Genomic DNA, 16,730 nt, shown 5'->3' with positions numbered 1-16,730 from the left:
ACGGCGCGCTCAAGCGGAGCCATAACACCTTCACGCGCGTTCCTGCTGGAGTTGCGGGTTTAGGGTGGACATGGTCGAGCGCGCTTCCGTCTTTCAACCGGGTTACAACTGTTGGCGGGTCGAGCCCGCAGACCGCGTCGCCCTGCTTATCGACAATGACGAAGCCTTCGATGCGCTGAAGCCGCTGTTGCTGGCGGCGCGCAAGTCGATCTGGATCCTGGCCTGGGTGTTCGATCCGCTGACCCGGCTCGACCCTGATCGGGTGCGCAAGAGCGGGGATCCCCGGTCGGCCGATCGCATCGGTTTGATTTTGCGTCGACAGGCCGCCCTCAATCCGGCTCTGGATGTGCGGGTGCTGACCTGGGACATGCCGTTCCCGATCGCCGCCGCGCAGATGTTCGGGCCACACCGGGGCGCGGCCTTTTTTGCCGGATCGCGGGTCAAGTACAGGCTGGACGCCACCCTGCCGGCCAGCGCCTGCCATCATCAGAAGGCGGTGATCATCGACGGCGTGACCGCGCTGGTCAGCGGCGGCGACATCGGCGTCGATCGCTGGGATGATACCCGGCACCTCGACGAAAACCCGCTAAGGCGCCTGCCGACCGGTCGACGCTATCCCGCGCGCCACGAGGTTTCGATGCTGGTCGACGGACGGGCGGGCGAGGCCATGGCGGATCTGTTTGTCGATCGCTGGCGCGCGTCGGGCGGTGACGCCATCGCGCGGCCTGTCCGCCCTGACCAGCCGCCATGGCCGGCGGGGCTGGTTCCGGATCTGCGGCGCGCGCCGGTGGCGGTGGCTCGCACCTCCGCCGCCTGGCGGGGGCGGCCGGAGATCACCGAGTGCATGCTGCTGCACCTGTCCGCCATCCGCCGCGCCAAGCGCCTCATCTATCTGGAAAACCAGTACGTCACCTCGCCGCTGCTCGTCGAAGCCCTGGCCGAGCGTCTGGCCGAGCCCGATGGTCCCGAGGTCGTGACGATCGGACCCGCGCGCAGCCCCAGCTATTTCGACCAGATCACCATGGACAGCGCCCGCACGGCCGCCATCAACAGGCTGCGCGAGGTCGATCTCCATCACCGGTTCACGGCGTTTTCGGCCCATACGCCCAAGGGTGGGCCGATCATCGTCCATTCCAAGGTCTCGATCATCGACGATGAGGTGTTGCGGATCGGGTCGGCCAATCTCAACAACCGCTCGATCGGTCTCGACAGCGAGTGTGACCTGGCGTTCGAGGCCCGCGATGATCTGGAGCGTGAGACGATCAGAGGCTTCCTCGGGCGCCTGATCGGCCATTTCATCGATCGCTCGGCGCTCGACGTGCTTGAAGCGATGGAGCGCGAGGGCGGGCTGGCGGCGGCGATCAATGCGCTGGACGCCCATGGCGGTCCGCCGCGGCGACTTCGGCCCGTCCCGACGCGAAGACTGACCCGCGTGCAGCAGTTCATCGCCGATTGGAACCTGGGCGACGCGATGACGCCCGATGACGCCTGGCGGCCATGGGGGCGTCGCAAGCGTCTGCGTGCCGACCTTGCCCGCCTTACCGCGCCGCCGCCTCTGCCGCCCGGTCACCTGCGTCCGTGATTTCCAGATCGATCACCAGGGGGAGGTGATCTGAGGCTATGCGCGCCCGGGCGTCATAGGGCGAACTGACCGCGCGGGTCTCCAGGCCCTTGGTCACGAACACATGATCGATCCGCATGAACGGAAAGCTTGAGGGAAAGGTCGCGGTGGCGGGCCGCAACCAGGCCGGACTCGGCGCCTGGGCGTCACGCAGCGCGGTCCTCAGCATGCGATAGGTCGCCGAGTAGGGCGTGGCGTTGAAGTCGCCGAGCAAGACGCCCGGCGCCCTCCAGGCTTCATCGCCGATCCATTCGGGGCCCAGCAGCGCGGCGGCCTGGCGCTTCTGTTCCTGGGGCACGAGGCCTAGGTGGGTATTGATGATCTGGACCTTGGCGCCGCCGACCTCGACCTCGATCCACAGGGCGCCGCGCGGCTCAAGGCCCGGCACCCGGCGATAGAGCGGCAGGCCCTGGGCCTTGATACGGCGCTCAGGCAGCGCGGTCAGGATCGCGTCGCCGTAGAGCTCTTCCTCGACGGCCATGGCCGGATGGAAGTGGAAGCTCATTTTCAGAAGCTCGGCCAGACGGTGGGCCTGATCGACACTTTGCGTGCGGGCGCGGCCGACATCCAGTTCCTGCAGCGCGACCACGTCCGGCCGTTCGGCCGCGATCACCTCGGCCACCCGCTCGACATCGAGCTTGCGGTCCGTGCCCACGCAGCGGTGGACATTGTAGGTCATCAGACGAAACGTCTTCATCCGTCGAAGAGATCGCCCGAGCTTGGCGGAAGTTCCCGGATCGGCGGCGCGCTGTTGCGGCTGAGCATGAACAGGCAGGTTTCGCTGCGCCAGTTCTCCCAGGCGCTGGTCGGGTTCATCGGCCGCGCCGCGCCCTTGCCGGCGAAGGCGGCGCTGGCGTCGACCCGCAGGTTCAGATCCTGGGTCAGGGCCATGAAGTCGGCCAGGGTGCACAGGTGGATATTCGGGGTCGACCACCAGGGCAGGGGCAGGGCCTTGGTCTCGGGCATCCGGCCACGGCTCAGCAGCGACCAGCGCACGCGCCAGTGGCCAAAGTTCGGGAACGAGACGATGGCCCGATCAGCGATGCGCAGCAGCTCGTCCAGCACGTGACGCGGATTGCGCGTCGCCTGCAGGGTCTGAGACAGCACCGCATAATCGAACGAGCGATCGGGGAAGTGGTCGAGATCCAGGTCAGCGTCGCCCTGCACGACCGACAGGCCACGCGCCATGCAGGCGGCTACGCCCGAGGCGCTGAGCTCCAGGCCGCGGGCGTCCACCTGCTTTTCATGGGCCAGGAGGTCCAGCAGAGCGCCTTCGCCGCAGCCGACGTCCAGCACGCGTGAGCCGGGGCGCACCAGGCGCAGGATTTCGCGGAAGTCCTCGCGGATAGAGGTCATCAAAATCCTCTCCCCGTGGGGGAGGCGGTCCGCAGGACCGGAGGGGGGAGAAACCCCGCCGGCAGGACTTCCCCCACCGTCGGCTGCGCCGACACCTCCCCCGCTGGGGGGAGGATTGCAAAATGCGCCTTCAAACCAGCCCCCGATCGCGTTCGGCCGAGGCCAGGAAGCCCTCCAGCGCGGCGTCCATCACCGGTTCGTCCAGCAGGAAGGCGTCATGGCCCTTGTCGCTCTCGATCTCGGCGAAGGCCGCGCGGGCCCCGGCGGCGGTCAGGGCGCGAACCAGGTGGCGGTTCTCGGCGGTCGGATAGAGCCAGTCGCTGGAGAAGCTCAGCACGCAGAAGCGCACATTCCGCGCTCGGGTGAACGCCTTGGCCAGCACCCCGCCATGGCTGGCGGCGATGTCGAAATAGTCCATGGCCCGGGTGATGTAGAGATAGCTGTTGGCGTCGAACCGGTCGACGAAGCTGGACCCCTGATGGCGCAGATAGCTCTCGACCTGGAAGTCGGCGTCAAAGCCCCAGGACAGGCCGTCGCGCTGCAGCTCGCGGCCGAACTTTCGCTGCAGGGCGGGCTCGGACAGATAGGTGATATGCGCGGCCATACGGGCCACGGCCAGGCCCTTTTCGGGGCGTACGCCGTGGTCGGCATAGGCGCCGCCGCGCCAGTCGGGATCAGCCATGATCGCCTGGCGGCCCACCTCGTGGAACGCGATGTTCTGGGCCGAGTGGCGCGAGGCCGAGGCCAGCACAACGGCGCTGAACATGCGCTCAGGATAGTCCACGGCCCATTGCTGGACCTGCATGCCGCCCATCGAGCCGCCCACCACGGCGAACAGGGTCTCGACCCCGAGCGCCGAGACCAGCATGGCCTGGGCCCGCACCATGTCGGCGATGGTGATGACCGGGAACGACAGGCCATAGGTCTTGCCCGTGGCCGGATTGATCGAGGCCGGGCCCGTCGAGCCCATGCAGCCGCCGATCACGTTCGAGCAGATGATGAAGTGCCGCGCGGGATCCAGCGGCTTACCGGGACCAACAAGGCGTTGCCACCAGCCGGGCTTGCCGGTGGTGGGGTGGGGCGAGGCCACATGCTGGTCGCCCGTGAGGGCGTGGCAGATCAGGACGGCGTTGGACTTGTCCGCGTTCAGCTGGCCGTAGGTCTGGTAGGCGATCTCCAGACCTTCGATGACGCCTCCGGAGTCCAGCCGCAGAGGTTCATTCGCAGGAAACCGCCAGGTTCCCCCGCCGGCGGGCGTGATCGGATCGAGCGCAGCCATGCCGCCTTGGAGCGCTTGGCGAAGAAGGTGTCAACCGCCGGCTTCCTGACAGGGCGAGGGACGGCTATGGAGGGCGCATGGAGCGACTGATCCTGATGCGCCACGGCAAGGCCGAACGGCACGCCCAGAGCGGCGGCGACTTCGAGCGCGCCCTGGCCGAGAGCGGGCGCGCTGATGCGTCCCTGATGGGGCGGGTGCTGGCGGGTCTGGCCTATGAGCCGGATCTTTTCCTGGTCTCGTCGGCGCGGCGCACCCGCGAGACCGCCGAGCAGGTGGCCGCGCATTTCTCCAAGGCGCGCGTGGAGCACCTGCGTGATCTCTATCACGCCGATCCGGAAGAGATTCTTCAGGCCGTCGAGGATGCGGTGGACGCCGCCGGCACGGTGATGGTGGTCGGCCACAATCCGGGCATGCACGAGCTGGCCCTGCGGCTGGCGGTGCAGGCGGGCGCCTCGCCGATCCAGAGCAACAAGCTGCGGAGCCGCTTTCCGACCTCGACGGTCGTGGTGCTGGCCTGGGACGGAACCCAGACCCCGCGCCTGGAGCATCTGCTTTACGTCAACGAGAACGGCGGGATGGGCGGCGAATGACCCTGATCTACAAGATCCTGTCCCACGCCGAATGGGACGCCGCCAAGGCCCAGGGGCGTTTCGAGGGCTCGGCCGTCGATCTGGCTGACGGCTTCATTCACCTGTCCGCCGGCGATCAGGCGCAAGAGACCGCCGCCAAATGGTTCAAGGGCCAGGCGAACCTCGTCCTGCTGGCCGTCGAGGCCGAGCCGCTGGGCGAGGATCTCAAGTGGGAAGCCTCGCGCGGCGGGGCGCTGTTCCCCCATCTCTATCGTCCGCTCCTCGTTTCCGAGGTGACGCGCGAAGCCGATCTCGACCTGGACGCCGACGGCGTGCCGCAACTGGGCGACCATCTCGCATGAGCCTTCACGACATCGCCGCCCGCGCGCTCCATGCCTTCGATCCCGAGGACGCTCACGGCTGGGCCATTCGAGGGCTCAAGTGGGGCCTTGGCCCGCGTGATGCGCAGCCGGATGATCCGATCCTGGCGGTCAAGATCGCCGGCCTGGAGCTGCCCAACTGCGTGGGTCTGGCCGCCGGCTTCGACAAGAACGCCGAGGTTCCCGACGCCATGCTGGCCGCCGGCTTCGGCTTTGTGGAGGCGGGCACGGTCACGCCGCTGGCCCAGGCCGGCAATCCGCGTCCCCGGCTTTTCCGGCTGACCGAGGATCAGGCGGTGATCAACCGCATGGGCTTCAACAACGGCGGCCTGGAGCCCTTCGCCCAGCGCCTGTCGGCGCGTCAGGGCCGCGGCGGCGTGGTCGGCGCCAATATCGGGGCCAACAAGGACGCGACTGATCGCATCCAGGACTATGTGACCGGCCTGACCCGGCTGTGGGGCCTGTCGGACTATTTCACCGCCAATATCTCCTCGCCCAACACGCCGGGCCTGCGCGCGCTGCAGACCAAGGCGGCGCTGGAGGAGCTGCTCGGTCGTCTGGCGGAAACCCGCGCGGCGCTGAAGGTCGCGTCCGGCGCCGACTATCCGATCTTCCTGAAGGTCGCCCCTGACCTGGAGGACGGCGAGGTCGAAGCCATCGTCGAAACCGTGGTCGGCGCGGGGCTCGACGCCATCATCGTCAGCAACACCACCATCGCCCGGCCCGAGACGCTGAGGTCGCGCTTCGCCGGCGAGAGTGGCGGCCTGTCGGGCGCGCCGCTGCTGGAGGCCTCGACCGCCGTTCTGGCGCGCTTCCATGCGGCCGCCGCCGGCCGGGTGGCGCTGATCGGCGCCGGCGGGGTGGCCGACGGGGCGGGCGCCTACGCCAAGATCCGGGCCGGCGCGCGAGCGGTGCAGCTCTACTCGGCGCTCGTCTATGGCGGGCCGGGCCTGGTCACCCGGATCAAGCGCGACCTCGCCGCTCGTCTTCGCGCCGATGGCTTCGCCGCCGTCGAGGACGCGATCGGCGCTGCATGAGCCGTGACGAGGTCCTGACGCGCGTGCGTCGCTTCGGGCCCCTTGCGGTGGTCGCGGTTCTCTGCGCGGCCGCCTTCGCCAGCGGCTTGGTCGAGCACATCTCTCTGGAAGAGCTGCGGCTTCGCGGGACCCAGCTGCAGGCCTTCGCACATGAAAATCCGCTGCTCTGCGCAGCGATCTATCTGGCGGTCTATGTGGGCACGGTGGCGATTTCGTTGCCGGGCGCGCTGATCCTGTCGCTGACCGGCGGCTTCCTGTTCGGGCCCATCGGCGGCGGCTTGGCGGCGGTCACCGGCGCGACGGGCGGCTCGACCGTGACCTTCCTGGTGTTCCGCACCGCCTTTGGCGAGGCCTTGCCCTTCAAGTCCAGCGCCTTCATCGCCCGGATCGCCGAGGGCCTTAAGGGCGACGCCTTCAACTATCTGCTCACCTTGCGCCTGATCCCGGCCTTTCCGCTGCTGGCGGTCAATGTCGCGGCCGGCGTGATGAACGTCAGGGTGCGCACCTTTCTGCTGGCCTCGGTGCTGGGCATGATCCCCAGTTCCTTCGTCTATGCCGGAATCGGTGCGGGCCTGGGTCATGTGTTCGCCAAGGGCGGTCCGGTGACCGTGGAAAGCCTCTTGTCGCCGCGCATCTATCTGCCGATCATTGGCATGGGCGTTCTGGCGTTTCTGCCGCCGTTGTGGCGCCATTGGCGCAATGGGCGCGACGTCGCGTCACTGGACGAGAAGTAACCGCCCCGGATGGTCGAACCCGGCTCGCCCTCGGAAGACAAAACCCAGAAGCCCCGGAAGCGCTTTCCGTGGCCTGGCGGTCTGTCGGCGCGCCTGCTGTTGTTCACCGCCGTGGTCGTCAACTTCGGCGGCCTGCTGATCCTGCCGCCGGCTCTGGCGGCCTATGAGGAGCAGTGGCTCCTGGACCGGGTCCGCGCTGGGGAACTGGCCTCGACCATCGCCGAGTCCGATCCGGAGCTGCGGGTCAGCGACGCGGTCGCCAACCAGATGTTCGATCAGGCCGGCGCCGTCACGGTGGCGGTTCAGGTCGACGGCGCGCGTCGTCTCGTCCTGCCGCCCAAGCAGCCGTTCGAGACGCCCTACCTCGTCGATCTTCGCCGCCAGAACCCCGGCTCATGGCTGGCCGCGCCGTTCTACACCCTGACCAGCCCCAAGGGCTCCATGGTCCGTGTTATGGCCGAGCCGCGCTTCCGCAAGGCCGAGTTCATCGAGGTGGTGCTGCCCGACGCGCCTCTGAAGGCCAGGCTCGTGGCCTATTTCTGGCAGCTGGCGGGCGTGACGATCTTCGTGGCCACCCTGGCCGGCGTGCTGGTCTACGCCTTCCTCAACATCTTCCTGGTACGGCCGATGCAGCGCATCACCCGCGCCATGGAGGCGTTCCGCAGCGATCCTGACGACCCGGCAGCGCGCATCGTCCTCTCCAACCGGCGTGACGAGATCGGCCGCGCCGAGCTCGAGCTCGACCGCATGCAGGCCGACCTGCTGGCGGCGCTGTCCTCCAAGGCGCGCCTGGCCGCGTTGGGCGAGGCGGTCGCCAAGATCAATCACGACCTGCGCAACATGCTGACCAGCGCCCAGATGGCTTCGGACCGTCTAGCGGCTCTGGGCGACCCCAAGGTGGCCCAGGCCCTGCCGCGCCTGGAACGCGCCCTCGATCGCGCCATCAACCTGGCCTCCGACGTCATGGCCTATGGCAAGTCCAAAGAGCCCGAGCCGGTCATTCGGGTCATCCCGCTGCGTCCGGCCCTCGACATGGCCGCCGAGGACGCGGGGCTGTCGGCGCAGGGCGTCAGCCTGGAGACGGTGATCGGTCCTCGCGAGCAGGTGCTGGCCGATCCGGACCAACTGCACCGCATCCTCACCAACCTGTTGCGCAACGCCCGCGAGGCCATCGAGGGCGCGCCCGACCGGGGCGGCAAGGGCAAGGTGTTCGTCGAGCTGCGACGGGCCGACGGCTCGAGCGTCCTGCGCCTGTCCGACGATGGGCCCGGCGTGCCCGAGCGCGCCCGCGCCAACCTCTTCCAGCCGTTCGTGGGCTCGGTGCGTCGCGGCGGCACCGGCCTTGGCCTGGCCATCGCCCGGGAGCTGGCCCAGGGTCATGGCGGCGATCTGGCGCTGGTGGAAACCGGGCCCGGGGGCTCGGTGTTCGACCTGACGCTGTCCGGCGCGCCCGATCCCCTGCCGGAAACGCCGTCCGAACCGGGCGATCGGGCCGCCGACGCTCCAGCCGGCTAGAGCCTGTCGGGTTCAGATGGAACCTCTAAACCCGATAAACGGGCTCTGAGATCAGATATCTAGAGCCCTTTCGCCACGCCCTCGCGACGCGGGTCAGCGCCGCCTTCCAGCACATTGCCCGGACGTACGATCACGCCCTGCAGGCCTGAGGTCTCCAGCTGGCCGACCTTGACGGTCACGCCGCGCGCGTTCAGGGCCGCCAGCATCTCTGGTCCGAACAGGTCCGCATCGCCGGAGAAGTTCTCGCCGCGGGCCACCAGGTTGGGCAGCGACACCGCCTGCTGCATGTTCAGGTTCCAGTAGAACAGCCCGACCATGGCTTTCAGGTTGTAGGACAGGATGGCGTTGCCGCCCGGCGAGCCGACGGCGGCCAGGAACTTGCCCTTCTTGTCCAGCACGATCAGCGGGGCCATCGACGAGCGAGGCCGCTTGCCCCCGGCGATGGCGTTGGCCGCCGGCGCGCCGTCCTTTTCGACCGGCGAGAACGAGAAGTCGGTCAGCTGGTTGTTGAGGAAGAACCCGCCCACCATCCGGCCGTTGCCGAAGATGCTCTCCACCGTGGTGGTCATCGAGACGACGTTGCCCTGCGTGTCCGCCACCACGAAGTGGGTCGTGCCGCCCGGCTCGTGGGTCGCATCGACCCCCACCTTGGGCGCGCCCTTGGGCTGGCCGAACGACGGCGCCGGGCCGGCCTTGTCGGTGATCAGCTTGGCGCGCTGGGCGACATATTTCGGTTCCAGCAGGCCCTCGACCGGCACGGTCACGAAGTCGGGATCGCCCACATAGCGGTCGCGGTCGGCGTACATCACCCGCTCGGCCTGGGCCAGCAGGGTCCAGGCCACGGGATCGGTGGGACCGCGCTTGCCGATGTCGGTGTGCTCCAGCATCTGCAGCGCCTGGATGATGGCCAGGCCGCTGGACTGCGGGTTGGGCACGCAGACGGTGTAGACCTTCCACGGACGGCACAGCGGCGCACCGGCGCGCGGCTTGTAGCGCTTGAGATCCTCCAGCGTCATGCTGCCGGGCAGCTCGCCCTCGCGCAGGCGCTCGACGATGGCCTGGGCGATCGGCCCCTCGTACAGCGCCGAGGGCCCCTCAGCGGCGATCCGGCGCACCGTCTCAGCATAGGCCGGGTTCTTGAGCACGTCGCCGGCCTTGTAGCGGGTCCCGTCCGGCTTGGTGAAATACTTGACCGCGTCGGGCTGCGAGGCCTGGGGCGCGCGCGGGCTGTTGATCATGCCCGCCAGGCGCGGGCTGACCACGAAGCCGTCGGCGGCCAGGGTCTCGGCGTCCTTGAAGAGCGTGCTCCAGGCGACCTTGCCGTGATCCTTCTGCGCCTGGGCCAGCATGGCCACCGCGCCCGGCACGCCCGACGAGCGGCCCGACAGCAGCACCTTCACGAAGGACAGGGGCTTGCCCTCCGGCCCCATGAACATATCGGGCGTCGCGGCGCTCGGCGCGGTCTCGCGGCCGTCATAGGCTGTGATCTTGCCGGTCTTGGCGTCATAGGCCATCAGGAACGCGCCGCCGCCCAGGCCCGAGCTCTGCGGTTCAACCAGGCTCAGCACCGCCTGGATCGCCACCGCCGCGTCGACCGCCGAGCCGCCGTCGCGCAGCACGCGCAGGCCCGCCTCGACGGCCAGCGGATTGGCCGCGGCCACCATGCCCTTGGCCGGGGTGGAGGTCGCCGCCGGGCGGGGCGTCGGCATCGCCAGCGGGATCGACTCGGCCAGCGCGGCGACCGGGGCCAGGGAGAGTTGCAGCGCGGCGGACAGGGCGAGCAGGGAAGCCAAACGACGCATACGGATCCTCATGACGGGCGCTAGGGACGGCCTGCCCGCCGTCCTGGATGTTTCCATGGACACCAAACCTGTGGCGCTGTCACGCCCCGATAGGCCGCCCGCGACCCCAAACGCCGTCCCTGAACCCCCGCTGCGCAAGGCTTTGCGCTTCCGCGAACATCGGTGCGCGAAACTTTTCGAAATTATCCTTCAAACCGGGCTTGCGTCCCCGGAATGGCTGGGCTATCTCCCCCGCCTCGCCGCAAGGCAGTGCGCGCCCGTAGCTCAGCTGGATAGAGCATCAGACTACGAATCTGAGGGTCGGACGTTCGAATCGTTCCGGGCGCGCCATTCTTCCCAAAGCTCGAAACCGGACGAGCCCGGAAGACTTGGCGCATTTCCACAATAGAGTTTGCTGCGCTTATCGCACCGGTCTTGGTGTCGTGCGCATGCTTCGCCAGCCGCGGGTCTGGCGGGTCTGGTCGTGCGTGGGCGTCCGCTGAGCCTGCGGGTCAGGACGCGCAAGGAAAGCCGCCGGAGCGCGGCAAGGCCGCGCCCCGGCCGACAGGGGGTTACCAGTTGAACATGGTGCCGTCTTCGAGACGGTTCACCGGCAGGTAGGCGCGCTTGTAGGGGTGCTTGGCGGCCAGGTCCTCGTCGATGTCGACGCCCAGGCCCGGCTTGTCGCCCGGATGCAGCATACCATCGCTGAAGGTGTAGGCGTGCGGGAAGACCGCGTCGGTCTCCGGCGTGTGGCGCATGTACTCCTGCAGGCCGAAATTGGTGATCGACATGTCGAAGTGCAGGGCCGCGGCCATGGTCACCGGCGACAGGTCGGTGGCGCCGTGGCAGCCGGTCTTGACGTGGTGCAGGTCGGCGAAGGCGGCGATCTTCTTCAGGTTGGTGATGCCGCCGGCGTGCAGGACGGTGGCGCGCAGATAGTCGATCAGCTGCTCTTCGATCAGCTGCTTGGCGTCCCAGACGTGGGCGAAGATCTCGCCGACGGCCAGGGGCGTGGTGGTGTGCTGGCGGATCAGGCGGAAGCCGGCCTGGTTCTCGGCCGGAACCGAGTCTTCCAGCCAGAACAGGCGATAGGGCTCCAGGTCCTTGCCCAGGCGCGCGGCCTCGATCGGCGTCAGGCGGTGGTGGACGTCGTGCAGCAGGTGGACGTCCCAGCCCAGGACCTCGCGGGCCCTTTCGAACAGCTTGGGAACGCTGTTGAGATACTTGGCGGTCGACCAGATGTTCTCGGTCGGCAGGTCGTTGTCGGCCGGCTCGTAGAACATCTTGTCCTTGGAGACGCCGTAGGTGCTGGCCAGGCCCGGCACGCCCGTCTGCAGGCGGATGGCCTTGTAGCCCATTGCCTTGTACTTCACGGCCTCGGCGATGGTGTCCTCGATGGTCTCACCGTTGGCATGGCCATAGACGGTGACGCCGGTGCGGCAGGCCCCGCCCAGCAGCTGGTAGACGGGCAGGCCGGCGACCTTGCCCTTGATGTCCCACAGCGCCATGTCGACAGCCGCCAGGGCGGTCATGGCCACCGGGCCGCCGCGCCAGTAGGACCCGCGATAGAAGAACTGCCAGATATCCTCGATCTGGTGGGCGTCGCGGCCGATCAGGCTGGGGACCATGTGGTCCTGCAGGAAGCTGACCACCGACAGCTCGCGGCCGTTCAGGGTGGCGTCGCCGACGCCGGTGATCCCGTCCTCGGTCGTGATCTTCAGGGTGACGAAGTTGCGGCCGGGGCAGGTGACGATGACCTTGGCGTCGATGATCTTGAGCATGGACCTGGCGTTGCTGAGTGCGGCCTTAAGTGGCCTGACCAATTATAACGAGTTGTCTGACAAATTTCTAGGGGCTTGCGGCGGCCCGGCGCGGCGTTCGCAGCGACCGGGCCATCGCGCCCTCAAAGCCCCTGAGGCGGTTTGGGAAGGCTCTTTCCCCAAGCTCCGGGCGCAGGGGCAAGGGTCAGTTCCAGCACGCCGCCCCGCGCGAGTTCGTCGTGCGAGATCCAGGCGCGCTCAAGCGGTTTGCCGTTGAGCTTGGCGCCGACGATGTAGCGGTTCTCATCAGACGTATTGGGCGCGGAGACCACGAAGGTCTTGCCGCCCTCGAGGCTGATCTGGCTGCGCGCGAAGATGGGCGCGGAGAGGTAGTAGAAGGGCTGTCCGGCGTTGGGATAGAGGCCCATCGCGTTCCAGACGTACCAGCTGGACATGGCGCCGGCGTCGTCATTGCCGGGCAGGCCGGTGCGGCTGAGGCGGTAGTGCTTGGCCATCAGTCCACGAACGATCTCGTGGGTGCGATCGGGCCGCCCCGCATGGATGTAGAGATAGGGCGCGAGCAGATCCGGCTCGTTGCTCTGCGAATAGTGACCGTCGAACAGGTGGTCGAGCCATTTGACGAAGCCGTCCGGACCGCCGGTCTTGGCCATCAGGCCGGCGACGTCCTGCGGCACGAAGCTCGAGTACTGCAGCGAGTTGCCTTCGTAGAACACCGCATCCCACCATGGACCCGAACGGTCGGGATAGTCGTAGGTGCAGCTGTAGTTCTCGACCCATTCGCCGTTCGGATAGCGGGGGCGAACGCAGCCGATCGCGTCGTCCCACAGGTTCTTCCAGTTTCCGGAGCGGGCCAGATAGCGCTTGGCGTCCTCGGTCTTGCCCAGGGACTTGGCGACCACGGCGATGGCGAAGTCGTTATAGGCGTATTCCAGGGTGCGCGAGGCCGAGCGGGTCTCGGTGAAGGGCACATAGCCCAGCTTCAGATAGTCCTTGAGCACGCGGCCCTGCATGAACGGCTTGTCGCTGTCGATCTCGCCGTTCTTGAGGATCGCCTCATAGGCCAGGTTCACGTCGAAGCCGCCCAGCTTCTTGCTGACGGCGTCGGCGATCAGGATGTCGCCGTTCGAGCCGCCCTGGGTCATGCCGTTGGCGCCGGCGATGCGCGAGTCGGGCATCCAGCCGGTGTGCTTGTAGGTGTCCAGCAGCGAGCGGATCATGTCCCGCTGACGCTGGGGCTGAATGATGGTCAGCAGCGGGTGCAGCGTGCGGAAGGTGTCCCACAGGGTGTAGAAGTCTTCGTAGTGGGGCTCGTCGGACGTCCACCACACATTCTCGCCCGTCAGGTCGTGCGGCATGGTGTGGGAGCGATAGAGCGCGGAGTAGAAGATGCGCTGCTGCTCTTCGCGGCCGCCCTCGACGCGGATCTTGGCAAGGGCGTCGGACCATTGCGCCTCGGTGGTGCGGTGTGTGGCGTCGAAGTCCCAGCCCGGCGCTTCCTCGTCCAGATTGGCGCGGGCCTTTTCGGCGCTGATGAAGGACACCGCCAGCTTCATCTGGACCTGGCGGTTGGCGGTGGTGTCGAAGGTCAGGTAGGCCCCGAGGCGATTGGAGAACTCGCGCTCGGTGTCGTATTCGATCATCAGGCCCAGGCGATTGGCGGCGCTCTTGACCTGGACGCCGCCCTCGGAGCGGCCGGGACCCGGCTTGGTCTCCATCCAGCCCTGGCCGGCCTTCCAGGCGCCGAAGGCCTTGGCCGGGCGGTCGGTGACCGCGTGGAAATAGAGCGTGTAGGGCGTGGGGTTCCAGCCGCCCTCGACCGTGACCTCGCCGGCCAGGGTGTGGTCGTTGATCAGCTCCACCTTGGCCAGGCGCACGCGCTGGCCTCGGCCGCGCATGGCGATCACCGAGCTGACGTCGAAGATCAGGTGGCTCTCGGCGCTCGCCGGATAGGTCAGACGCTGGAGGCCGACCCGCCGCGTGGCGGTCAGCTCGACCTTGATCCGTTCGGCGTCGGTGTTGCCCAGGCCCACCGTGTAATAGCCGGGCGAGGCGCGCTCGTCGGTCTTGCCGAAGTGCAGATGATTGACGCGCAACGGGCCGACCGTCGGCGTCACCCGGAAGTTGCCGTACTTGCCCGACCCGCCCGTGCCGCTGACATGGGTGTAGCTGAAGCCCATGATCGGGCTCCTGGAGTCGTAGCCGTTGGTGTCGGCGTTGGTGGTGTCGGGGCTGAGCGACACGAAGCCGAACGGCGCGCCGGCCCCGGGCACGGTGTTGCCGCCGGTGACGCCGCCGCCGTCGACGCCGACGAACGGATCGACCTTGGCCAGCAGGTCGGTCGCGGGCTGAGCCCACGCGGCCTGTCCGCAGCCGATCGCCAATGTAAGGGCCAGCGCCAGGGAGCGCTTAGACCAGCAGAGCCTCTTGTCGGGCATGTGTTTCCTTCCCGTCGATCCAGGTGCTCGTGACGTTCAGGGCGTCATCGAGTCGGCAGAAATCTGCGGCCAGTCCCGGCGCGATGGCGCCGCGCCGCTGTTGAAGGCCCAGCAGGGCCGCCGGGGCGGCCGAGGCCATCATGACCGCGTCCTCCAGCGTCAGGCCCAGCATCGAGACGGCGTTGCGGACAGCGGCGGCCATGTCCAGGTCCGAGCCGGCCAGGGTGCCGGCCTCATCGACGCAGACCCCGTCGCGAACCACGATCTCGCGGCCTTGCAGGTTGAACCGCTTGTTGGTCAAGCCGACCGTGGGCATCGCGTCGGTGACCAGCATGAAGCGGTCCAGCGGACGGGTCCGCAGAGCGATCTTAAGGGTCACCGGATCGACGTGACGCCCGTCGACAATGATCCCGGCCCAGGCGTTCTGGTTTTCCAGCACTGCGCCGACCACGCCGGGCTCGCGGCTCGTGAGGGGCGACATGGCGTTGAACAGGTGGGTTACGCCTGTCAGGCCATGATCCAGCGCCCGCCGCATGGTCTCGTAGTGCGCGTTGGTGTGGCCCGCCGCGACGATGACGCCGGCGGCGGCCAGGCGCGCAATGATGTCGGGCGTCGTGCGTTCCGGCGCCAGGGTCAACAGCAGCTTGCCGCGCTTGAGCGATGAGAGCAGCGCGATCGCGTCCTCATCGATCACCCGAAACTTGGCTTCGTCGTGGATCCCCTTGCGCTTGGGGTTCAGGAACGGCCCTTCGATGTGCACGCCCAGAACGCCCGGAACGCCCTGGGCGATCGCGTCCTCGGTGGCGCGTAGCGCGGCGTCCACCACCTCGAGATCGTCGCTGATCAAGGTCGGCAGGAACCCGGTCGTGCCATAGGCGCGATGAGCTTCGCCGATCGTGGCGATGGTCTGCGCCGTGGGGGCGTCGTTGAACAGCGCCCCGCCGCCGCCGTTGACCTGGGTGTCGATGAAGCCCGGGACAAGGCGGTCGCCGCCCAGGTCGTGGCGCTGGGCGTCGGCCGGAACGTCCCTGGCGTCGAGCAGCGCTACGACCACGCCGTTCTCCACGAGCACCGCCTTGCCGCTGACAAAGCCCGCCGGCGTCAGGACCCGACCATTGACGAGAGCGATCGGCATCAGAGCGTTTCGGTGACCTTGTTGAGGTGCGGCGGGCTGTCGGGATCGTAACCGCGCGCCACCGAAAGGGCGTTGGCCATGCGGTAGAAGCTCTGGACCATCAGGATCGGCTCCAGCACCGGATGCGACAGGGGCGTGGGCAGGCCTCCGGGGGCGTCGTCGCCCGGGGCGGCCATCAGCACGCTGGCGCCGCGCTGGCGCAGCCCCTGGGCCATCTCGACCACGCTCTCGCGGCTCTCGTCGTTCTGGGCGAAGACCAGGGCGGGGAAGCCCTCCTTCACCAGGGCCATCGGACCATGCAGGACCTCGGCGGCGCTGAAGGCCTCGGCGTGCAGGCCGCAGGTTTCCTTGAACTTCAGGGCCGCCTCCAGCGCGACGCCAAACCCGACGCCGCGCCCCAGCACATAGAGATTGATAGCGTGGCGCAGGCCCTCGACAGCGCTGGACCAGTCCAGATTCCAGGCCGCCTCCAGCTGCAGGGGCAGGCCTTCGAGCGCCGCCGTCAGCGCCTCGTCCTGCGTCCAGGCTGCGATGAGCTGGGTGATGGCGGCGAGGGCGGCGATGTAGGACTTGGTCGCGGCGACCGACAGCTCCGGACCGGCGTGCAGCGGGATCACCACATCGGCGAGGGCCGCCAGGGGGGAGTCCTCGACATTGACGAACGCCACCGCATAGGCGCCCGCCGCCTTGGCGGCCTTCACCGAAGCCAGGAGGTCAGGACTCTTGCCCGACTGCGAGACCGCCAGGCAGAGGGCCCCCTCCAGATTGGGCGAGGCGTCATAGACCGAGCTGACCGACAGGCCGGCCGATGAGGTCAGCACCCCGGCCTTGGTCTCGATCAGATAGCGGGCGAAGGTGGCCGCATGGTCGCTGCTGCCGCGCGCGCAGGTCACCACGACCCGGGGCGGGTGGGCGCGCAGCCGCTCGGCCAGGGCCGCGACGCGCTCGGCGTTGGCGGTCAGAAGCGTCCGGACGACGGCCGCGCCTTCCCCGGCTTCCTGGAACATGCGCGTGTCTTCAGGCGAAAGCCGCGCCGGCGCGGCGCCCTCGGGACGGGTCAAGACAGTCGCCTCCAAGCTCGTGGTCCTTTGGCAAGATGCGCGT

At 68.3% G+C, this 16,730-nt stretch carries 14 protein-coding genes and 1 tRNA gene; 7 read left to right on the top strand and 8 right to left on the bottom strand.

The window, feature by feature from the left end:
- Window positions 1-64: 64 nt before the first annotated feature.
- Window positions 65-1,582, top strand: coding sequence for a phospholipase D-like domain-containing protein (locus tag CVUC_RS10835; RefSeq protein ID WP_010918410.1), 1,518 nt, complete (start codon window positions 65-67; stop codon window positions 1,580-1,582).
- On the opposite strand, the gene CVUC_RS10830 is transcribed toward CVUC_RS10835, so the two are convergent.
- From CVUC_RS10830 to metX, 3 genes are all read right to left on the bottom strand, one after another.
- On the bottom strand, window positions 1,539-2,318 hold the full coding sequence (locus CVUC_RS10830; RefSeq protein WP_096032431.1) for an endonuclease/exonuclease/phosphatase family protein: 780 nt from the start codon (window positions 2,316-2,318) through the stop codon (window positions 1,539-1,541). The genes CVUC_RS10835 and CVUC_RS10830 overlap by 44 nt on opposite strands.
- Window positions 2,315-2,980 (bottom strand): methionine biosynthesis protein MetW, encoded by a 666-nt coding sequence (gene metW / locus CVUC_RS10825; protein ID WP_096032432.1) that lies wholly within the window; start codon window positions 2,978-2,980, stop codon window positions 2,315-2,317. Before metW ends, CVUC_RS10830 begins: the two co-directional genes overlap by 4 nt.
- Before the next feature lie 127 nt (window positions 2,981-3,107).
- Window positions 3,108-4,256: a homoserine O-acetyltransferase MetX gene (metX, locus tag CVUC_RS10820; protein WP_096032433.1), complete on the bottom strand. Its 1,149-nt coding sequence runs from the start codon at window positions 4,254-4,256 to the stop codon at window positions 3,108-3,110.
- 77 nt (window positions 4,257-4,333) lie between these two features.
- Between metX and CVUC_RS10815 the strand changes: the two genes are divergently transcribed.
- Genes CVUC_RS10815 through CVUC_RS10795 form a run of 5 tightly spaced genes read left to right on the top strand, consistent with a single transcriptional unit; the run spans window position 4,334 to window position 8,491 of the window.
- The gene (locus CVUC_RS10815; protein WP_096032434.1) at window positions 4,334-4,846 is read left to right on the top strand and encodes a SixA phosphatase family protein; all 513 of its coding nucleotides are present in this window, start codon (window positions 4,334-4,336) and stop codon (window positions 4,844-4,846) included.
- The gene (locus tag CVUC_RS10810) at window positions 4,843-5,187 is read left to right on the top strand and encodes a DUF952 domain-containing protein (protein ID WP_096032435.1); all 345 of its coding nucleotides are present in this window, start codon (window positions 4,843-4,845) and stop codon (window positions 5,185-5,187) included. The genes CVUC_RS10815 and CVUC_RS10810 overlap by 4 nt, the downstream gene beginning before the upstream one ends.
- Window positions 5,184-6,242 (top strand): quinone-dependent dihydroorotate dehydrogenase, encoded by a 1,059-nt coding sequence (locus CVUC_RS10805; protein ID WP_096032436.1) that lies wholly within the window; start codon window positions 5,184-5,186, stop codon window positions 6,240-6,242. Before CVUC_RS10810 ends, CVUC_RS10805 begins: the two co-directional genes overlap by 4 nt.
- Window positions 6,239-6,976, top strand: a complete 738-nt coding sequence (locus CVUC_RS10800) for a TVP38/TMEM64 family protein (RefSeq protein ID WP_096032437.1) — start codon at window positions 6,239-6,241, stop codon at window positions 6,974-6,976. The genes CVUC_RS10805 and CVUC_RS10800 overlap by 4 nt, the downstream gene beginning before the upstream one ends.
- A gap of 9 nt (window positions 6,977-6,985) precedes the next feature.
- Window positions 6,986-8,491, top strand: coding sequence for a sensor histidine kinase (locus CVUC_RS10795; protein ID WP_010918418.1), 1,506 nt, complete (start codon window positions 6,986-6,988; stop codon window positions 8,489-8,491).
- A gap of 59 nt (window positions 8,492-8,550) precedes the next feature.
- On the opposite strand, the gene ggt is transcribed toward CVUC_RS10795, so the two are convergent.
- Window positions 8,551-10,293 (bottom strand): gamma-glutamyltransferase, encoded by a 1,743-nt coding sequence (gene ggt / locus CVUC_RS10790; protein ID WP_096032438.1) that lies wholly within the window; start codon window positions 10,291-10,293, stop codon window positions 8,551-8,553.
- Between the two features lie 253 nt (window positions 10,294-10,546).
- On the opposite strand from ggt, the gene CVUC_RS10785 reads away from it, so the two are divergent.
- Window positions 10,547-10,623: transfer RNA gene (locus tag CVUC_RS10785), tRNA-Arg, on the top strand.
- A gap of 221 nt (window positions 10,624-10,844) precedes the next feature.
- Here the strand turns inward: CVUC_RS10785 and manD are convergent.
- The 4 genes from manD to CVUC_RS10765 all read right to left on the bottom strand — a co-directional run bounded on the left by manD (window position 10,845) and on the right by CVUC_RS10765 (window position 16,702).
- Window positions 10,845-12,056, bottom strand: coding sequence for a D-mannonate dehydratase ManD (gene manD, locus CVUC_RS10780; RefSeq protein ID WP_010918420.1), 1,212 nt, complete (start codon window positions 12,054-12,056; stop codon window positions 10,845-10,847).
- Window positions 12,057-12,178: 122 nt separating this feature from the next.
- The gene (locus CVUC_RS10775) at window positions 12,179-14,491 is read right to left on the bottom strand and encodes a GH92 family glycosyl hydrolase (RefSeq protein WP_096032439.1); all 2,313 of its coding nucleotides are present in this window, start codon (window positions 14,489-14,491) and stop codon (window positions 12,179-12,181) included.
- Complete coding sequence (nagA, locus tag CVUC_RS10770) at window positions 14,463-15,626, bottom strand: N-acetylglucosamine-6-phosphate deacetylase (protein ID WP_096032440.1); 1,164 nt, start codon at window positions 15,624-15,626, stop codon at window positions 14,463-14,465. Before nagA ends, CVUC_RS10775 begins: the two co-directional genes overlap by 29 nt.
- Entirely contained in the window at window positions 15,626-16,702 is a 1,077-nt protein-coding gene (locus CVUC_RS10765) for an SIS domain-containing protein (RefSeq protein ID WP_096032441.1), read from the bottom strand. The genes nagA and CVUC_RS10765 overlap by 1 nt, the downstream gene beginning before the upstream one ends.
- Window positions 16,703-16,730 lie beyond the last annotated feature (28 nt).

The sequence above is a fragment of the Caulobacter vibrioides genome, from assembly GCF_002858865.1.
Lineage (GTDB): Bacteria > Pseudomonadota > Alphaproteobacteria > Caulobacterales > Caulobacteraceae > Caulobacter > Caulobacter vibrioides.
The sequence above is the reverse complement of the archived record's forward strand: the minus strand, read 5'-3'. Positions and strand labels throughout refer to the sequence as shown.